General features: G+C 42.5%; 11 protein-coding genes. 4 read left to right on the top strand and 7 right to left on the bottom strand.

Features of this window, described 5'->3' with window-relative positions; translation table 11 throughout:
• Nucleotides 1-859 precede the first annotated feature (859 nt).
• Both KXD93_RS21000 and KXD93_RS20995 read left to right on the top strand, forming a co-directional pair.
• Nucleotides 860-1,462, top strand: a complete 603-nt coding sequence (locus KXD93_RS21000; protein ID WP_258139316.1) for an RNA polymerase sigma factor — start codon at nucleotides 860-862, stop codon at nucleotides 1,460-1,462.
• Nucleotides 1,463-1,554: 92 nt separating this feature from the next.
• Nucleotides 1,555-2,793, top strand: coding sequence for a FecR family protein (locus tag KXD93_RS20995; RefSeq protein WP_258139315.1), 1,239 nt, complete (start codon nucleotides 1,555-1,557; stop codon nucleotides 2,791-2,793).
• Between the two features lie 299 nt (nucleotides 2,794-3,092).
• On the opposite strand, the gene KXD93_RS20990 is transcribed toward KXD93_RS20995, so the two are convergent.
• The 3 genes from KXD93_RS20990 to KXD93_RS20980 are packed head-to-tail and all read right to left on the bottom strand — an operon-like array spanning nucleotide 3,093 to nucleotide 7,001.
• Nucleotides 3,093-3,824 (bottom strand): MIP/aquaporin family protein, encoded by a 732-nt coding sequence (locus tag KXD93_RS20990; protein ID WP_258139314.1) that lies wholly within the window; start codon nucleotides 3,822-3,824, stop codon nucleotides 3,093-3,095.
• A 24-nt stretch (nucleotides 3,825-3,848) separates the two neighbouring features.
• Nucleotides 3,849-5,363, bottom strand: a complete 1,515-nt coding sequence (gene glpK / locus KXD93_RS20985) for a glycerol kinase GlpK (protein WP_258139313.1) — start codon at nucleotides 5,361-5,363, stop codon at nucleotides 3,849-3,851.
• Nucleotides 5,364-5,408: 45 nt separating this feature from the next.
• Nucleotides 5,409-7,001 carry a glycerol-3-phosphate dehydrogenase/oxidase gene (locus tag KXD93_RS20980; RefSeq protein ID WP_258139312.1) on the bottom strand — a complete coding sequence of 531 codons (1,593 nt, stop codon included), beginning with the start codon at nucleotides 6,999-7,001 and terminating at the stop codon, nucleotides 5,409-5,411.
• A 294-nt stretch (nucleotides 7,002-7,295) separates the two neighbouring features.
• Between KXD93_RS20980 and KXD93_RS20975 the strand changes: the two genes are divergently transcribed.
• A complete protein-coding gene (locus tag KXD93_RS20975; protein WP_258139311.1) occupies nucleotides 7,296-8,075 on the top strand; it encodes a DeoR/GlpR family DNA-binding transcription regulator in 780 nt (259 codons plus the stop codon).
• A 121-nt stretch (nucleotides 8,076-8,196) separates the two neighbouring features.
• A complete protein-coding gene (locus KXD93_RS20970; protein WP_258139310.1) occupies nucleotides 8,197-9,417 on the top strand; it encodes a DUF1015 family protein in 1,221 nt (406 codons plus the stop codon).
• 258 nt (nucleotides 9,418-9,675) lie between these two features.
• Here KXD93_RS20970 and KXD93_RS20965 read toward each other — a convergent pair whose 3' ends face one another.
• The 4 genes from KXD93_RS20965 to KXD93_RS20950 form a co-directional block, all read right to left on the bottom strand.
• The gene (locus KXD93_RS20965; protein ID WP_258139309.1) at nucleotides 9,676-11,889 is read right to left on the bottom strand and encodes a tetratricopeptide repeat-containing sensor histidine kinase; all 2,214 of its coding nucleotides are present in this window, start codon (nucleotides 11,887-11,889) and stop codon (nucleotides 9,676-9,678) included.
• 406 nt (nucleotides 11,890-12,295) lie between these two features.
• Complete coding sequence (locus KXD93_RS20960; RefSeq protein ID WP_258139308.1) at nucleotides 12,296-13,240, bottom strand: BT_3044 domain-containing protein; 945 nt, start codon at nucleotides 13,238-13,240, stop codon at nucleotides 12,296-12,298.
• 193 nt (nucleotides 13,241-13,433) lie between these two features.
• The gene (locus KXD93_RS20955; protein WP_258139307.1) at nucleotides 13,434-15,107 is read right to left on the bottom strand and encodes a trypsin-like peptidase domain-containing protein; all 1,674 of its coding nucleotides are present in this window, start codon (nucleotides 15,105-15,107) and stop codon (nucleotides 13,434-13,436) included.
• A gap of 8 nt (nucleotides 15,108-15,115) precedes the next feature.
• Nucleotides 15,116-16,564, bottom strand: a complete 1,449-nt coding sequence (locus KXD93_RS20950) for an alpha-L-fucosidase (protein WP_258139306.1) — start codon at nucleotides 16,562-16,564, stop codon at nucleotides 15,116-15,118.
• Nucleotides 16,565-16,568 lie beyond the last annotated feature (4 nt).

Genomic DNA, 16,568 nt, shown 5'->3' with positions numbered 1-16,568 from the left:
GCAGATTTCACCAGGGTTCCTATTGAATGCATTTAAATATGATCTTTTTTCTGCAAACCAGCTATCTTGATATAATGAATAGTTAAATGGGTATTCCTTAGGAATGCATGTTGGTAGAAAACAGATAAAAAGCAGCTTTTTTAAGTTCCTTAAATGTTTGCCAGGTTGAATTTGTTTTTAAATACAATTTTTAGCGATTGGATTTTGCCGGTTAACTTGGTACATCACAGGCAACCCGTCTGATGCTATGTCCAACAAGTTCTCGCGGTTTTTACTGAAAAACAAATCCACTGAAATTAGCGCAATATTGGTTAAATATTATTCATATTATCAAAAGTGGGATACGTTTTGTCAAAAAATACATATAATATTATGGTTTGGTTAAAACTAATATTGTCTTATTGTATATATTTGGTTAACCGATTAACATTTACCTGAATCTAGCAGCATGAGCAAATCAAGTAGTTATTCATAAAGATGGCTTTTTAACCGTTCGTAATCAGCAAGCTAATATTCTGCGATTGGACTATTCCAATTAAAAGTTAAAAGATTGCTGTGTTTTAAACAATCCTCCTAAATGGAAGCTAATTGCCGTCTAACTAACAGCAGCATTGAACACGGAAGATTTTTCTGACGAAATGATCATATAGTAGAATTGGTGTAAGAACAAATCAACTTAGTGACCAGGGCAAAGTTTTAATTGAGGTTCGCAGTTGTTTAGGATTGTGAATAATCAACAGGTGAAGTCAATTTCCCCTTGTATTATTTAAAATAAATGGTACCTGATGACTGTCCACAATCTGATGCGTTAACCAGTGTAACCTAATGTCGATAAAAAATTGTAAATGAAAAAGATGCTATGAGTTCTTCTCTCAACAAACCGGATACGGAGCTGACCGCGTTGCTAAAAAACGGGGACGTTCTTGCATTTACCCAGCTTTATAATAAGTATAGTGCGAAAATGTATGCTAACATGTTTAAAATGGTTAAGGATAAACAAGTTGTAGAGGAAATGATCCAAGTCTTATTCTCCCGGGTATGGCAACAACGAGAAGTAATTACTTATGAAAGTGATTTTTCGGCATATTTATACAGGGCCGGATCCAACCTGGTTTGTGATTTTTACAGAAAATTGGAAAGTAACCGAAAATTGTCCGCCCATTTTAAAGCTACTATTACTGAACAATATTCTCATATCGAGGAAAATATATATTTTAAGGAAAGTGTGTTACTTCTGGAAAAAGCTTTAGGCGAACTTACACCCCAGCAGCGTCAGGTTTACCAACTATGTAAACTCGAAGGTTATACGTATAAGGAAACTGCAGAAAAACTTGGGATATCACCTTATACCGTAAAGGAGTATCTTAGTAAGGCAAAAAATCTTGTTAAGTCCTACATGACAAAAAACATGGAAATTGTTACATGTTTTGGGTATTGTTTTTTTTTAATTTTGTTTTGTTAGCCGAAGTAAAGTTTTTAAGTCAAACAGGTTGGTGCCGCCCCCCCGAATTTATTTGAATTACGTCTTTAGTGCACTAGTATAACCGCTTACAGATGAATTATAGGGAATTATCACTACTATTTAATAAATTGGTTAATAATGAATGTACCGACGAGGAAGCAGATTTGATCATGAATCTGTTTTCGGACCGATCCTATGATGATCTATTCCGGCAGTTGGCTGAAGAACAATTAAAACAATCACCATCCGACGAGGATCGGCAGGATGTTTCTAAAAGTGCACTGGATCTTCAATTGAGGGCAATTTTAAAGGCCAATGTCAAAAAGAAGGCTGTTACAGAAAAAACATGGAAGATCAGTATCCTTTATGTCGCTGCTGCCAGTTTATTATTCCTCGTAATAGTCACCTATTTTTACCACAACATTAAACCAAAAGCTTTTGTAGCTGATGCTGGCAAACAACAAATCTCGGCTGGGGGTAATAAGGCAATTTTAACCCTGGGCAATGGAACGAAAATTAATTTGGAGGCCGTCGTAGTTGGAGCAATCGCAGCTCAATCAAACTTCACCATAAAAAAAACAAGTAACGGGGTGCTCGTTTATCAGGCCAATGCTACCTCAAAAGTCAATTCCAGAGAAACAGACGAACATACGTACAACACCATTTCAACACCTGAGGGAGGTCAATACCAGGTCGTGCTTCCTGATGGATCAAAGGTTTGGTTGAATGCCGCATCTTCTATCAAATTTCCTACGCAATTTTCACGGCTGGAACGTGTTGTGGAATTAAGCGGCGAGGCTTACTTCGAAGTGGTTAAAATTTCGTCCCCGCAAACGAATAAAAGGGGCTTTAAAAGCCAGCCTTTTATCGTATTAAGCCGGCGTCAAAAAATAGAAGTGCTGGGTACAAAATTCAATGTGAATGATTATGCTGAAGAGAACTGCGTGAAGACAACTTTATTAAAGGGTAGCGTAAAAGTAATCCCAATATCAGGCGATAACCAGAAGGCTTCTGCCATATCACAAATCCTTAGACCCGGAGAACAGTCTAAGCTTAACGGCGATAATTTAAATATTAGTGAGGCTGACACAGCAGCTGCAACTGCCTGGAAAGACGGTTTTTTTCAGTTTGATAACGAAGATGTTTACGTTGTCATGCGAAAGATAGCCCGGTGGTATAATGTAGAAGTGGAATACCACGGAGATATGCGTGGCAAAGTATTTTCCGGAGTAATTTCCAAATATGACGATATAAGAGACGTCTTGAAAATGCTTCAGCTAACCGGAAGCGTTTCATTTGCCATAAAAGATCATAAGATTATTGTATCTTAATGAATTTTTTGATACATCAAACATGGCCTGTTTGGACACCCGGACCCAATGCTTCACTAGTTCTGCATTACAATATTTTAAATAATCCATTTACCTTAGTGATAAAAATCTAAATGCGGCGCTGCGCCGTAGTGTCCGCAAGGGCATCAATAATGCCGCCACAGTCGTCGCGACTACTCAAACCAAAACTTCCTGTTCGTGTATGGAATTCGTGTTCCGAAGCCCCGCCAAGTGTAGCCATTAGGCTAACTTTATAAATGATTTTCATAAGAATGTTGTAAAAAAATTAACTGGTTAATTTATCCATGCAGTTGATTGTATAAAAGCGCCCCTATTACCGCTCCAATGAGTGGGCCTGCAATTGGGATCCAGGAGTAGGCCCAGTCGCTGCTGCCCTTACCTTTAATTGGTAACAAAGCATGCATGATTCGTGGCCCCAGGTCACGTGCCGGGTTAATGGCATAGCCGGTTGTCCCGCCTAATGATAAGCCTATCACCCACACTAAAAACGCTACCGGCAGCGCGCCAACCGAACCCAGCCCAATAGGCGTTTTACTTGGCGTTATTTCGGCACCTGTAATATAAAAAATCACTAATATCAGCACAAACGCGCCAATAATTTCGCTTGCTATGTTTGATATGTAATTGCGTACCGCAGGGCCGGTACAAAATATAGCTAACACCGAAGCCGGATCATTGGTACGCTTAAAATGATCATAATACATTACCCAAACCAGGAAGGCGCCAATAAAAGCGCCCATAAACTGTGCTATAATATAAGGAACAACGCTTGCCCATGCGAATTTACCCGCTATTGCAAGGCTGATAGTAACAGCAGGATTTAAATGAGCGCCGCTGTACGGACCAGCAACGGTAACGGCTACAAAAACAGCTAAACCCCAGGCAGTGGTTATTACCATCCAGCCGCTGTTGTTTCCTTTGGTATCTTTCAAAAGAACGTTGGCCACTACGCCATCGCCCAGGAGTATCATCAGCATAGTGCCAATTAACTCCGCTATAAATGGAGACATTTTAATTAAATTTTAAGTTGACAACTAAACCAATTCACCTTGTGAAACTTCATCGACCGCGCACTGAGCTGTATGGATTGCTCTTTCCCATCCATGGATGCCTTTCTTTATGATTGAGGGATCTGCATTAGCAGTAAACTCTTTCTCTGATTTCCAAAGCTGCTGTATCTCTTCCACATTTTTCCAGTAACCTACGGCCAGTCCGGCCAGGTAAGCCGCGCCTAATGCTGTTGTTTCAACTATAGTAGGCCTTATAACCCTGCAGTTAAGTAAATCGGACTGAAACTGCATTAGCATATTATTTGCTGTTGCACCACCATCAACCCTTAACTCTTTTATCTCGATACCGGAATCAGCTTCCATTGCTTTTAATACATCCATCGTTTGGTAAGCGATGGATTCTATTGCCGCCCGCGCAATATGACCAGATGTAGTGCCTCTGCTAAGGCCTACAATAGTACCTCTCACATCGGGCTTCCAGTATGGAGCACCAAGACCGGCAAAAGCGGGTACAAAATACACCCCCTGCGTATCCGGGACACTTAGGGCCAGTTGCTCCACATCGGCTGATGTTTTAATAATTCCCAGGCCATCACGCAACCATTGAACAACAGCCCCGGCAATAAATATGCTTCCTTCAAATGCATATTGTATTTGCCCGTTAATTTTCCATGCAATGGTAGTTAACAAGTTGTTTTTCGATTCGATAAACTTATCGCCAATGTTCATCAGCATAAAACAACCGGTACCATACGTATTTTTAACCATACCCTTTTCAATACACATCTGGCCAAAAAGCGCGGCATGCTGATCGCCGGCCATGCCTGCAATAGGTATTTTTGAGGCAAATATAGTAGTGGCTGTTTCGCCATATATTTCGCTGGACTGTTTTACTTCGGGCAGCATGTTTTTAGGAACATCCAGCAGCGCTAACAACTCATCATCCCATTGCTGGGTACAGATATTAAACAGCATGGTTCGGCTGGCATTAGTTATATCGGTAACATGCACTTTACCCCTGGTAAATTTCCATACAAGCCAGCTATCAACTGTACCAAAAGCCAGTTCACCGGCGTTTGCTTTTTCGCGGGCGCCTTCTACATTATCCAGTATCCACTTTATTTTAGTTCCTGAAAAATAAGAATCAATTACAAGCCCTGTTTTTGAGCGTATCAGGTCTGTTTTGCCTTGTTTTTTTAATTGATCGCAAAACGCTGCAGTTCGCCTATCCTGCCAAACAATCGCGTTATAAACCGGCTCACCGGTAGTACGGTCCCAAACTATGGTCGTTTCACGCTGGTTAGTAATGCCTATGGCCTTGATGTTAGTGCCGTTAATACCCATCTTAACGGTTGCTTCGGCGGCTACCCCTGCCTGAGTAAACCATATTTCATTAGGATCATGCTCTACCCATCCCGATTGTGGAAAAATCTGGGTAAATTCTTTTTGTGCTACAGATTTGATTTTTCCATCATGATCAAAAATAATAGCCCTGGAACTGGTTGTTCCCTGATCTAACGCTAAAATGTATTCTTCCATAACTTTATTTATTTTTGGTATATGTTAAAAAAACAGGTTGGTGGTTTAGCTTGCCGGTGAATATGGTTCGAGCAAATAGGTTTTAGCAACATTTCTGAACGAATCAACTTGCTCCTTTTTCCATGCGGCGTCTTTATGGAGTTCACCGGCTATAAGATCAGCTACCACCGGCGCCATATCAATTGCTGCTCGTGCATCTAAAAACAAGGCTCTTACCCGCCTGGCTAAAATATCTTCTACTGAACGGGCCATTTCATGTCTAACACCCCATATCACCTCCGCTTTAATATAAGGCATGCGGGGATGCAATTTTTCCGTCCATTCGGGCTTTTCATAACCAAGCGCGAGCAGGGCAGCCTCATCGCTTCCGTACACATATAAGTGATCGTTGCGATCTACATCTCCTTTACTGCCGTGTATAGGTAATGTTTTAGTCTTATTCGGATAAGGCACTAATCCCCCAACCTCAATTGCTTTATCCACAGTATCTTCGCCCATACGGCGGTAGGTTGTCCATTTTCCCCCGGTTATGGTTATCAATCCTGACGCTGACACGATCAGTTTATGGCTACGTGATATTTCTTTTGTTTTTGACGATCCGTTTTCCGGTGCAGCCAAAGGACGCAAACCGGCGAATACACTTAATACATCTTTACGGGTTGGCGCATTTACTAAATACTTAGCCGCTGTACGCATAATAAAGTCAATTTCTTCCTGTAAGGCCACCGGTTCCAGGCTGTGTTCATCAATGGGGGTATCGGTGGTGCCTATAACCAGTTTATCATGCCATGGAACGGCAAAAAGCACCCTGCCATCATCCGTTTTAGGAATCATCAATGCATCCTCACCCGGCATAAATGACCGACTGAGCACAATATGGACACCCTGACTTGGCTTTACCATTGGTTTCCTTTCCGGTTTATCCATATTTAGAATGTTATCAACAAATACACCCGTTGCATTAATTACAGTTTTGCCTTTTATGGTATAGCGTGTGCCGGTTTCTATATCGGTACAAACAACCCCTGTAATTTTGTCCTCTTTATTTTTGATTAAATTACTCACCTTAAAATAATTAAGCACGGTAGCGCCTTGCTCAATGCAGGTTTGAGCAAGATTTACAGCAAGCCGCGCATCATCAAACTGGCCATCATGATAAACTACTCCGCCATATAAATTTTTTTGCTGTATAGTGCCCAGTTTACTAATCACCTGTTTTTTTGAAATATGTTTAGCTCGGCCAAAACCTAACTTTCCGGCTAACAGATCATATAATGTTAAGCCTATGGTGTAAAAAGCACCGCCCCACCACTCATAATTAGGTATAATGAATGATTCGTTTTTAACCAAATGAGCTGCATTTTTAAGGAGCAGGCCTCTTTCATATAGCGCCTCTCTTACCAAACCAATATCGCCCTGGGCAAGGTAGCGTACGCCACCGTGTACCAGTTTTGTGCTACGGCTGGACGTTCCCTTTGCAAAATCAGCCTGCTCTAATAGCAGCGTTTGATACCCTCGGGAGGCAGCATCAAGTGCAGTGCCCAATCCTGTAGCTCCGCCCCCGATGACAATTACATCCCATATTTTTTCCGGGTCACTTAAGGCCGCTACTAATTTCTCTCTTTCTGTGCCGATCATAATCTTCAGATATTTTTTATTACGGAGCTATTTTGTTCGATTGTCGTTCAAAATTACAAAACGAAATATATCGAAACAATATTACAACACATGGAAAGTTATTTTTTTTTAACAATGAGTGTAAATGCCACTTTTTTATACATAATTAGTATACACGCTCGCTTTAATGATAAATAATGAAACAAAACGAAATATTTGCCAACTTGTTTTTACAGAACATTTATTGAATATAGCCTATAATATTACGCTTATTGTTATTTTTGAGGTAATAATTGTATTTTTTTGTATCAGGACATGAAAAGCATTACCGAAAGACATCAATATATTTTAAAGAAACTGAACGACGCCGGTTATGTTAATGTTCAGGAATTGAGTACGGAAATGAATGTTTCTTATGTTACTATCAGGAAGGACCTAAAATTGCTTGAAGATAAAAATTTGCTTTTTCGCACGCATGGTGGCGGCACAAAAACCAACCCCTATACAAACGATAAGCCGGTTGCTGAAAAAGAGCACCTTAATGCAGGGGAAAAAAGCATCATAGCCAGAGCTGCGGCAAAAATGATAGGGCATAATGATTCAATCATCATTGCATCGGGCACAACTATGCTAGCGCTGGCCAGGTCCATTCATCCCGAAAAGCATTTAACAGTAATTACCTCGGCATTAAATGTGGCGTTGGAATTATCTCATCACCAGCATGTTGAGGTTTTGCAGCTCGGGGGACAGCTAAGGCAAAATTCATCTTCAGTTATGGGCCCTTATGCCGAACAAATACTTGCTGATGTATCATGCAGCATGCTTTTTTTAGGTGTCGATGGAATAGATTTAGAGGTAGGTTTAACCACTACCAGCCTTATGGAAGCCCGTTTAAATCAAAAAATGATTGATGCCGCACAGGTTACTGTGGTACTGGCTGATAGTTCAAAAATAGGAAGAAGGGGCTTAGGGAAAATATGCACGCTTGATCAAATTCAATATATTATAACAGATGATGGCATAGCAGATTCAACCGTTAAATTACTGGAGGATAAGGGCATCAACGTTACAGTTATAGCAACTAATAAAAAATAGCTCGGTCGCCCGATAAACTGTACGAAATCCTTTAATACAATATCAGATCATTACCGATCTATCCAGGTGCACAATCCTGCACAGGAAAAGGAACATACTAACTTTCAACCCATCTACTGATATGGCAAAGATCAGCCCCTTCCGGGCCATACACCCCAACCCCTTTTATGCGGATCAACTGGTTTTTACCAAGCCGCAGGCGGAATCCGTTGCCGGCAATACGACCCTGCCCGGGGCTCTGCCGCCGCTAAAAACGCTGCTGGAAACCGGGGCAAGACAACGACCGGAAACACCCGAGGGCCAGGCTATGGCCTACGAGGATATCAATGCTACGCTGGCCCACCTGTTAGAAAGCGAACGCTTATGGCTGGATAGAACGCCTTGTATTTATGTTTACGAAGTAACGCACCCTGCTTACACTCAAACAGGTATCTGGGCGATGACCGCCCTTGATGATGCTATAAAAACCCATGAACTTACATTTCAGGAAAGCGTACGCAGGTTAAAAAACTACCGGGAGCATACTGGCCTGGAAGGAAGCCCGATACTGCTCACCTATCCGCCGGAACCGGTCATTGCCAACATCATAACCGAAGCAAAACAACGCTATCCGGATGTCAGATTTGAAAGTTCTGCCGGTATACACCAGCTCTGGAAGATAGCGCAGCCAGAACTCATAGAACGATTGGTTAATGCATTTGCAAACGTCAGCGACGTGTACCTTGCGGACGGGCATCACCGCAAACGGTCTGCCGAGCTCCTTTTAGCAGAACAGATCAGCAACAATAAACCTGCATACGACACCATCTCCGCGCTTTACATGTCCACGGCGGAACTAAAGATCAGGCAGTACAACCGGGTGGTGATCCCTGAGCAGCCCGTCAGCAAGGAATGGCTTTTCAGGCAATTGCTGCCCAACTTCTATATGCAGGAGTCTTTTAACAACAAACCAGTGCAGCCGGCCGAAGAAAGAAGAATGGGTATGTATATGGATGGAATATGGCTTAACCTCACCGCCAAACCTAAAACCTATGTGTCTGACAACAATGCAACTACCCTGGATGTATCCATCCTGCAGGACTATATTTTGGCGCCTTTGTTTAACATCCGCGACCCTAGAACTGATCAGCGCTTAAGGCACACCGGTGGCGAAAAGGCGAAGGCTGAAATGGAAGCCCTAATTCAGGCCCATCCCTATGCCATCGGCTTTACACTTTGCCCGCTGACGGTGGATCAGCTCACCAGGGCAGCCGATGCGGGCATCAACCTGCCGCCGAAGTCGACCTGGATCGATCCCAAAGTCCCCTATGGTTTAATCTTATATCAACATGAAACAATCTGAGATCCGGGCGATCGGTGCCTGCAGTCAGATCGACACGAAACTAACCGCAGCATTACGAAAAAAGTTGGGCACCATGTGATCGCAACTGACAGAAGGCACAGGATAACGGTGGATGTAGGTCTGATCTCGCACACCGTCAAGCCTGTCGCCCCCCCGGGGGTTCCTCCAGTTTATCAATCTTTTTTTAACTTAAGCAAGACTCCTTTTAAATGAGCAGTTCAATAAAAACGCCAGCCACAGGCTGAAAAGAGATTAATTTCAATCTAATTGCAGTTCCGGCAGCTCGGCATCTTCCATGGGAATGGTAAAATAAAAAGCAGTGCCACTACCCTGTTGGCTCTCCACCCAAATTTTACCGCTGCACTTTTCAACCAGGTCCTTGCAAAATAAAAGGCCCATACCAGTGCCTGATTCGTTGCCGGTTCCAGTGGCGCTGTCTACGCGGTTTTTGAACAGTTTGTTTTGTTGTTCGGTGGTCATGCCCGTTCCGGTATCGCTTATGGATACAAGAATAGCGGCATCCAGCTTCGTAGCCGAGATGGTAATACAGTCACCATCACTTGAAAATTTGACGGCGTTGGTAACCAGGTTCCTGATGACAATCCTAACCGAATTGGGGTCGGCGACAGCGGTTAACTGTTCGGTTACCCTTACAGTTAATGTTATACCCTTTAAGGCGGCCTGTTCCTTACAATTCGCATATTCAAGGTCGATGACTTCGTTAACTGAAAACTTCTTGGTGGCGCTATGATAATTCTCCATTTGGCTGTTGATCCAAAACAGCAAGGTATCCAAAAAGTCGGAGGTATAATCAAGCTTGCTTACCACACCCGGTATCATGACCAATAATTCCTCATGCGAAATAGTGTCATCCTCCAAAAGTTTGAACAATCCCCGCAGGGTGCTTAAGGGCGACCGGAGGTCATGCGCCAGGATGGAGATCAGCCTGTCCTTTAATTTGTTTAATTCATTTAATTCCTCCGCCTGCACATCCAGGTCAACCTTTTGCTGCGAAACTTCCTGGTTTTTTTCACTCAGCTTGGCGTTGATCTTCATTTGCTTGTGCTTTTGCCGGTAATACAGCGCAATGATAAACACCATGGCAGCGGTAATGATAAAAAATATGATGTTCAATAATCGCTGGTCGCGTATTTTTTGCCGGTAAAGCAGGGCGTCAGCTTTTCGCTGTAATAGCTGTTGCTTCTCCTTGTTGGCATAATTGTATTCCGTATTGTACAAGGTGAATTTCTGTACGCTCTCATCCTTATGCGCGCTCAAGGTCATTTGGTCAAACGCCTGCTGGGCAATAAAGGCTTCCTTGTACATTTGCAAGCCGCCCAGCGCTTTGATCCACTGGATATAGGCAGCTGTGCGCAGCAAAACGGAATTAATATGGTCGGCCCAGGATTTAGCCTGTAAGGCATAACCATAGGCCCGCTTATAGTCGAGGTTGCGGTTATAGTACAGGGCGATGTTGGTTAGCGCCATGGCCCGGTCTGCATCTAAATGGTTGACAGCGGCCGTTGTTAATGATTGTTGCAGATAGCTTAAGGCAGCGGTGTTGCCCTTTTTATAAAGGGCACACAAGCCCAGATCACCATATAACTGGCAGATGCCGTCTTTATTATCCTGTTGAAGATAAATGACCAAAGCTGCATTTACATATTTGATGGCATCGTCATATTTGCCCTGTGCTAAAAAAACTTCGCCGATATTTTGTTTAATAATAGCGATGCCGATGCTGGAATGCACCTGGGTATACAAAGCTAACCCTTTGTAGTAATACGTGAGCGCCTTAGGGTAAATATTCATATTCTGAAGCAGGTAACCGATATCGTTGTAATCGTCGGCAATTGCGCTTTTATTATGGAGCCGGGTATCAATATTTAAGGATTTAAAATAATAATCTATGCCCATGGAATAAGCGCCCATCCCATTATAAACATTGCCCAGGTCTAAATACAGGCGCGAGATACCGGGCAATTCCTTTAGCTTAAGTTTTGCGGAAAGTGATCGTTTGTAATAAAATAAAGCTTTCTTGTAGTCGCTGTTTTGGCAATAAAGATCGCCGTAGATCTTATCGCAGGTACTGAGGCCCCGCAGGTCATTGCCAGCTCTATAAAGGGAATCACTTTGTTTTAAATTAACAAGAACTAACTGGTATTTACCCTGGGTAATGTAGATTTTTGCCGATAACGCCAAACCATCGGCAATCCCCTTATTGTATTTTATCTTCCGCGAAATATGTACCGCCAGGTCACCATAGTAAACGCTGCTGTCCGGATAGCTGGCCTGGTAGGCATCTGCTAACTTGTTTAGGTCGTTAATTTTACTGGTGTCATTATCCTTTTTTTTGTTCGCGATAGCTTTTAACAGCTCGTTGCGTAAACTATCTGCTTTACCCCGGTAGCGGGCAAAACACAAATTCCCCAAAAGCATCAATAAAAAAATTAATGATAACTTAACCTTCATTTTTATATAAACCGCGTTACGAGCTCAACTAAATATTTAGCAGGATAAAAAAGACTACTTCTTTATACTATCCTATTTGTAAGCTGTTTATACGTAAAATTGATTTAGAAGTTATTATTTTAATTGAATTGAAAAATCCACTCATAATGGCGCATTCAACAAAGCCATTGGGTGAATGACGGCTATGTCCGCAGCTGGCTCAAAGAAGACGGAGGAATGTTGCTGCTGGAGAATGAAAGCAAATTACCTGTATCAAAGCCCAACTGCGATAAGTGCTATCGGACTTGACGTTGTTAGCTATTTAAGGGCCTGGATAATTTCTTAACCCGGCGCCGATGATAACTTTTAATATTTACTGTGCTTATCATTACAAAGCCGCCCCATGTGAATGAGGCGGCTTAATGTATTAGTTATTTCTGTGTATCGTTTCAGCAATATGGCGGTCTCCTGTTCCTCCAACATATTTGTAATTCAATGTAAATGTTTTAGAAGATGGATCATAGGTACATTGCCCGTTATTCTGGATGGTTTGATTTGCTGCGCCCGGTGCAGATTGTACCGTAACAGTATTATCTGCATTAACAGTAAGGTTCATAAAATAGTTGCTTCCACCCAAATCTGCAGCTTCTGCATGAACAGTATTACCACTTACTGTAGTTAATGGCTTATCACGGTTAACCCATGAACGGTTCGATGCCGGGTTTGGAAACGATATAGATCCGTTTGCTGTATAATCACCCTCATAAGCACTTTTTAGCCCTACCGTATAATAAACTGATTTATAGTAGCTGATCTTCTGTCCCCCTGCATCAGTGATAGATATTGGCAGCATATAGGATGCCCCATATGTTAAATTAGCCGAAATAATGTTAACTGTATAATTAGCCCTGAGCTGCCCGGCGGGGATAGTTACGGTTGTGCCCTGGGCGGCATAAGCATTTGCAGGCAACGCTATATAAATAGTATATTTCGGATCTGCGGGATCAGGTAGTGTGGATGCAGTTTGTACAGCAGCTGTACTGTCTGATAAGTAAAGCGCCTTGTGAGCGGCGTTTACCCGCGTTATTGCCGCGTTATCTACCGCCAACGTAACCGTTACCGACTTCGAAAGTGGTTTATCTGCAGAAATGTAGATCAGGGTACTCAAAGGCTGCGGCGTTGCGCTGATACTATCAGTTATGCCATAAATAAAGCCTCCGCTGTCATAAGCTGCCGGTCCGGCATAAGCAGCCAAAGGCAGTTCGACGGACGTCTGTACAGTGCCGTTATTATAACTATCATTTTTTTTGCATGACCCGGCCAAAAAGGCAAGCGCGACAAGTGCTGAAAGCTTAGTAAGATTTTTTTTCATGTTTAGTTATTTTAATGATTTTATTATTTCCGTTATCTTTTATTAATTATAACCCATTAGCATCAGCTAACCAGTTATTTAACTATAAATGCTGCCATGACACAGTACCTTTCTGCTGCCATTACCCTTAGTTAGTGTCAATAAAAGGATTGTTTTCAGGCCAAAACGAGGGAATAAATTCCATGTGATTATTTTATTCAAGCACCTCCCGTTTAAAAAATGAATAAATAGTTTCAGCCGGGAGCACCAAACTGACCGCCCTGCTGTAACGGGCAATATTTATCCCGCAGAAATTCCCATCTATATCAAATACCGGCCCGCCAATCTGTTGGGGAGTAAGTACAGCATCATGGGAGAAAACATGTTCAAAGCCATCCATTCTGCCGCTTTTCCCTCCCTTGAAGAAGGCTGCCGGGTGATTTACTTTTTGTTCTAACATTGATGACAATACAATTTTTTTCACTGATAGCTGAGAAGCTCTTTCTGTGGCTAGGGCGATGGTGTCACCCGGCCAATATTTTTGCAGTTGTTCGGCATAATTTTCAGGGCGGTTCATCGGCACTCCATTAATACTCAAAATCCTGTCGCCAACCTTCAGATCCTGCGCGCTGGCGGGTGAGTTGGGTTGAATAACGGTGATTACCATAGGAGACGTATTGTAGGCGATAGCGGCGCCCAGAAAACCGGCACTCATTATTTTCGGTGAATTAAAAACTTCTGTACTTACAATGCTGAAAACATTCGTAGAATCGGGTAATGGTGATATCAGCAGCCTGCCCGGCACGATCCTGGTTTCCGCAACAATATTTACCGCCCTTAATGGCACTCCACCAGAAATTTCACCCGCAGGAATCAGTAATACCAGGTCATTTTGAATGTCGCGGTTTGCCACCTTTAAACTTATTTTTCCTTTTTTGGTGATTGCAAAAATGGAATCCGCACCTATCAATGAACTTTTACTTATTACAAATACGCTATGATTAATAAGCTTAACCTGTAATCCCGCCGAAGAAAATAAAGTACCGACCGACCGTAGCAGTTTACCATCTCCCCTGCTTTCAATAGGCAAACAATATTTCTTCAATTTTCCATCTGCAGCGTTTAATCCGAGTACATGAGGTTCAATGGCGCGCTCTCGAACGAAACCTATCCCTTCTGAAGAATCAGGCAAAGAAGTGTAAACAGTGGCAGACTCTAACGCCGCCCAGTATTTTTGGTAAAGTTCAATAGGGATCTCATAATTTGATGCTTCCGGAACTTCTATAGCACTGTGGATCCCGATGACATTGCCATTCAAATCAAAAAGAGGTCCTCCGGAATCGCCGGGTTCCATGATACAAGATGACTGTATAAAGCCGCGTTCATTTTTCACATTGGAGATTTGACCATATCTTACTGAAGGTTTGTTCCGCGCAAGGCTTTCAGGATACGCTATGCTTATACAGGGGTCTGATTTTTTCAATGTTAGCGAATTACCCATGGGTGTAAAAGGCCAGGGCCCTACAGCTACAATCTTCATCATTGCAACATCGGGAATAGTTTTATCAGCAGCGAGTTCTATTTTTCCGAGTGCGACAGCTATAGCCTCCCTGCCATTGGGAAACATCACTTGATATGTTTTACCAGGTATTGTAACATGCGCTGCAGTAAGGATGTAGCCATCTGCAGTGACAACCACACCGCTAAACTGGCCGCTCATTTGTTGTTTTGAAACCGTATCAAATCCCCACATCCGTACGCTCGCCGGGTAAGCTGTCTCAATGGCGTTGAAAAGCCCCTGTTGAAAATCTTTCTTACCGCCCGGCTTTTGACCGTAGCTTTTAAAAGAAAAACAAAGCAGGAAAATAATCAGCAATTTATTTTTCATCCTAATAACTATCTGCGCTCATTGTATACTTCAAATTCAGCAATGGATGGCTGATGGTCATAAGTAAGTATGTTGATCCTTACTTTATTTCCCAAAACCTTATTAAATCGATTGATCTTAATCTTTTTCCCGTTTTCACCCGAAAACAGCGGTTTCCAGCTGCCATTTTCACAGTATTCCAGACTGTATGTTTTGATATTGGGGTTTTCTTCGGCAATTACTATCGTATTGAATTCCTTGTCTTGTTTAAATTCAATTTCGTACCATGGCGATTTAACGCTGGAATTTGACACCCATGATGACCCAAAATCATCGTCATTGGCAAAATCCATAATGGCATAATCATCACTCCAGCTTGCGTTGGCGGGCTGCCTTTTTGCAATGTTTGTTGAAATAATAGGAGCATCCATTGCCAATGGCAGCTTAGCTTTTGTCCCGTCGTTGTGCCACAGGGCGCCTATTTTCTTCAGAGCTTCCAGTGCGTTATCGTCCATCAGGCCGTCGCGGTTGGGGGCCACATTTAAAATAAAATTACAATTGATATTATTCAAGGGGATAATATCCTCGTTAACTATTTTTACAGGATCCTTAACAGGCGTAGTTGGATGGCTGGTCTCCCAGAACCAGTTTTGCTGTAATGGCAGGCAGGCCAATGCCGGAAGATGAATCCCATTTTTTGGTGCGCGCTGACCGGCACCCATTTCATAGGTTTTAATGTCTGAATAATACAAAGCCTCGGCAGGATATTTGGCGCCGTTCAAATCCATTAGCAGGCAGTTCGGCTGTAATGATTTCACCAGCCTGTATATTTCCTCAAATGGCACATCATCATACGAGATCCTTGACCAGGGCGCATCCCATCCGTCAATAATCAACGCTTGTATAGGGCCATACTTGGTCAGCAATTCTGTGAGCTGGGCTTTGATCATTTTAATATGATCGGGCGTTATGCGATTTGGCCTGAGTTTATGATGCGTATCTAAAATGGAGTAATAAAGAAAAACCTTTAGCCCGTTAGCTCTGAAAGCATCGGCAAATTCTTTAACTACATCACGCTTCAGCGGGCTGTTCATCACATTATAATTAGTCGTTTTGGTATCCCATACACAAAAACCGCTATGGTGTTTGGTAGTAATGCAACCATAGCTCATATTAGCCGATTTTGCAGCTTTTGCCCATTGGTCGCAGTTTAATTTTGTGGGATTAAATACCGACGCCGGCATCTCCGGGTCGGGCCAGTCCTGGTTGGCGTAGGTAGGAATGTTAAAGTGAATGAACATCCCAAAACGCAGGTCTACAAAGTCCTGTTGCAACTGTGCGAGGGGTTTTACAGACTCATCGGGTTTAGCCTGTGCTTTCAACAGGAAAGGAGTAACTGCCATAAGCAGTACAATCGCCAATTTTTTAAATGGCATATCGCCGGCAAATACAAAGAATAGTGTCAGTATTTTTTTCATCGAA

It is taken from the genome of Mucilaginibacter phenanthrenivorans (genome assembly GCF_024721155.1).
GTDB classification, from domain to species: Bacteria; Bacteroidota; Bacteroidia; order Sphingobacteriales; family Sphingobacteriaceae; genus Mucilaginibacter; species Mucilaginibacter phenanthrenivorans.
This window is presented reverse-complemented; position numbering and strand designations above follow the sequence as displayed.

Excerpts from the sequence above, each read along its gene's own strand:
- KXD93_RS20990 (WP_258139314.1), bottom strand. The coding sequence starts at position 3,824 with ATGTCTCCATTTATAGCGGAGTTAATTGGCACTATGCTGATGATACTC.
- KXD93_RS21000 (WP_258139316.1), top strand. The coding sequence starts at position 860 with ATGAGTTCTTCTCTCAACAAACCGGATACGGAGCTGACCGCGTTGCTA.
- KXD93_RS20965 (WP_258139309.1), bottom strand. The coding sequence starts at position 11,889 with ATGAAGGTTAAGTTATCATTAATTTTTTTATTGATGCTTTTGGGGAAT.
- KXD93_RS20975 (WP_258139311.1), top strand. The coding sequence starts at position 7,296 with ATGAAAAGCATTACCGAAAGACATCAATATATTTTAAAGAAACTGAAC.
- KXD93_RS20950 (WP_258139306.1), bottom strand. The coding sequence starts at position 16,564 with ATGAAAAAAATACTGACACTATTCTTTGTATTTGCCGGCGATATGCCA.
- KXD93_RS20980 (WP_258139312.1), bottom strand. The coding sequence starts at position 7,001 with ATGATCGGCACAGAAAGAGAGAAATTAGTAGCGGCCTTAAGTGACCCG.
- KXD93_RS20970 (WP_258139310.1), top strand. The coding sequence starts at position 8,197 with ATGGCAAAGATCAGCCCCTTCCGGGCCATACACCCCAACCCCTTTTAT.
- KXD93_RS20955 (WP_258139307.1), bottom strand. The coding sequence starts at position 15,107 with ATGAAAAATAAATTGCTGATTATTTTCCTGCTTTGTTTTTCTTTTAAA.
- KXD93_RS20960 (WP_258139308.1), bottom strand. The coding sequence starts at position 13,240 with ATGAAAAAAAATCTTACTAAGCTTTCAGCACTTGTCGCGCTTGCCTTT.
- KXD93_RS20995 (WP_258139315.1), top strand. The coding sequence starts at position 1,555 with ATGAATTATAGGGAATTATCACTACTATTTAATAAATTGGTTAATAAT.
- glpK (WP_258139313.1), bottom strand. The coding sequence starts at position 5,363 with ATGGAAGAATACATTTTAGCGTTAGATCAGGGAACAACCAGTTCCAGG.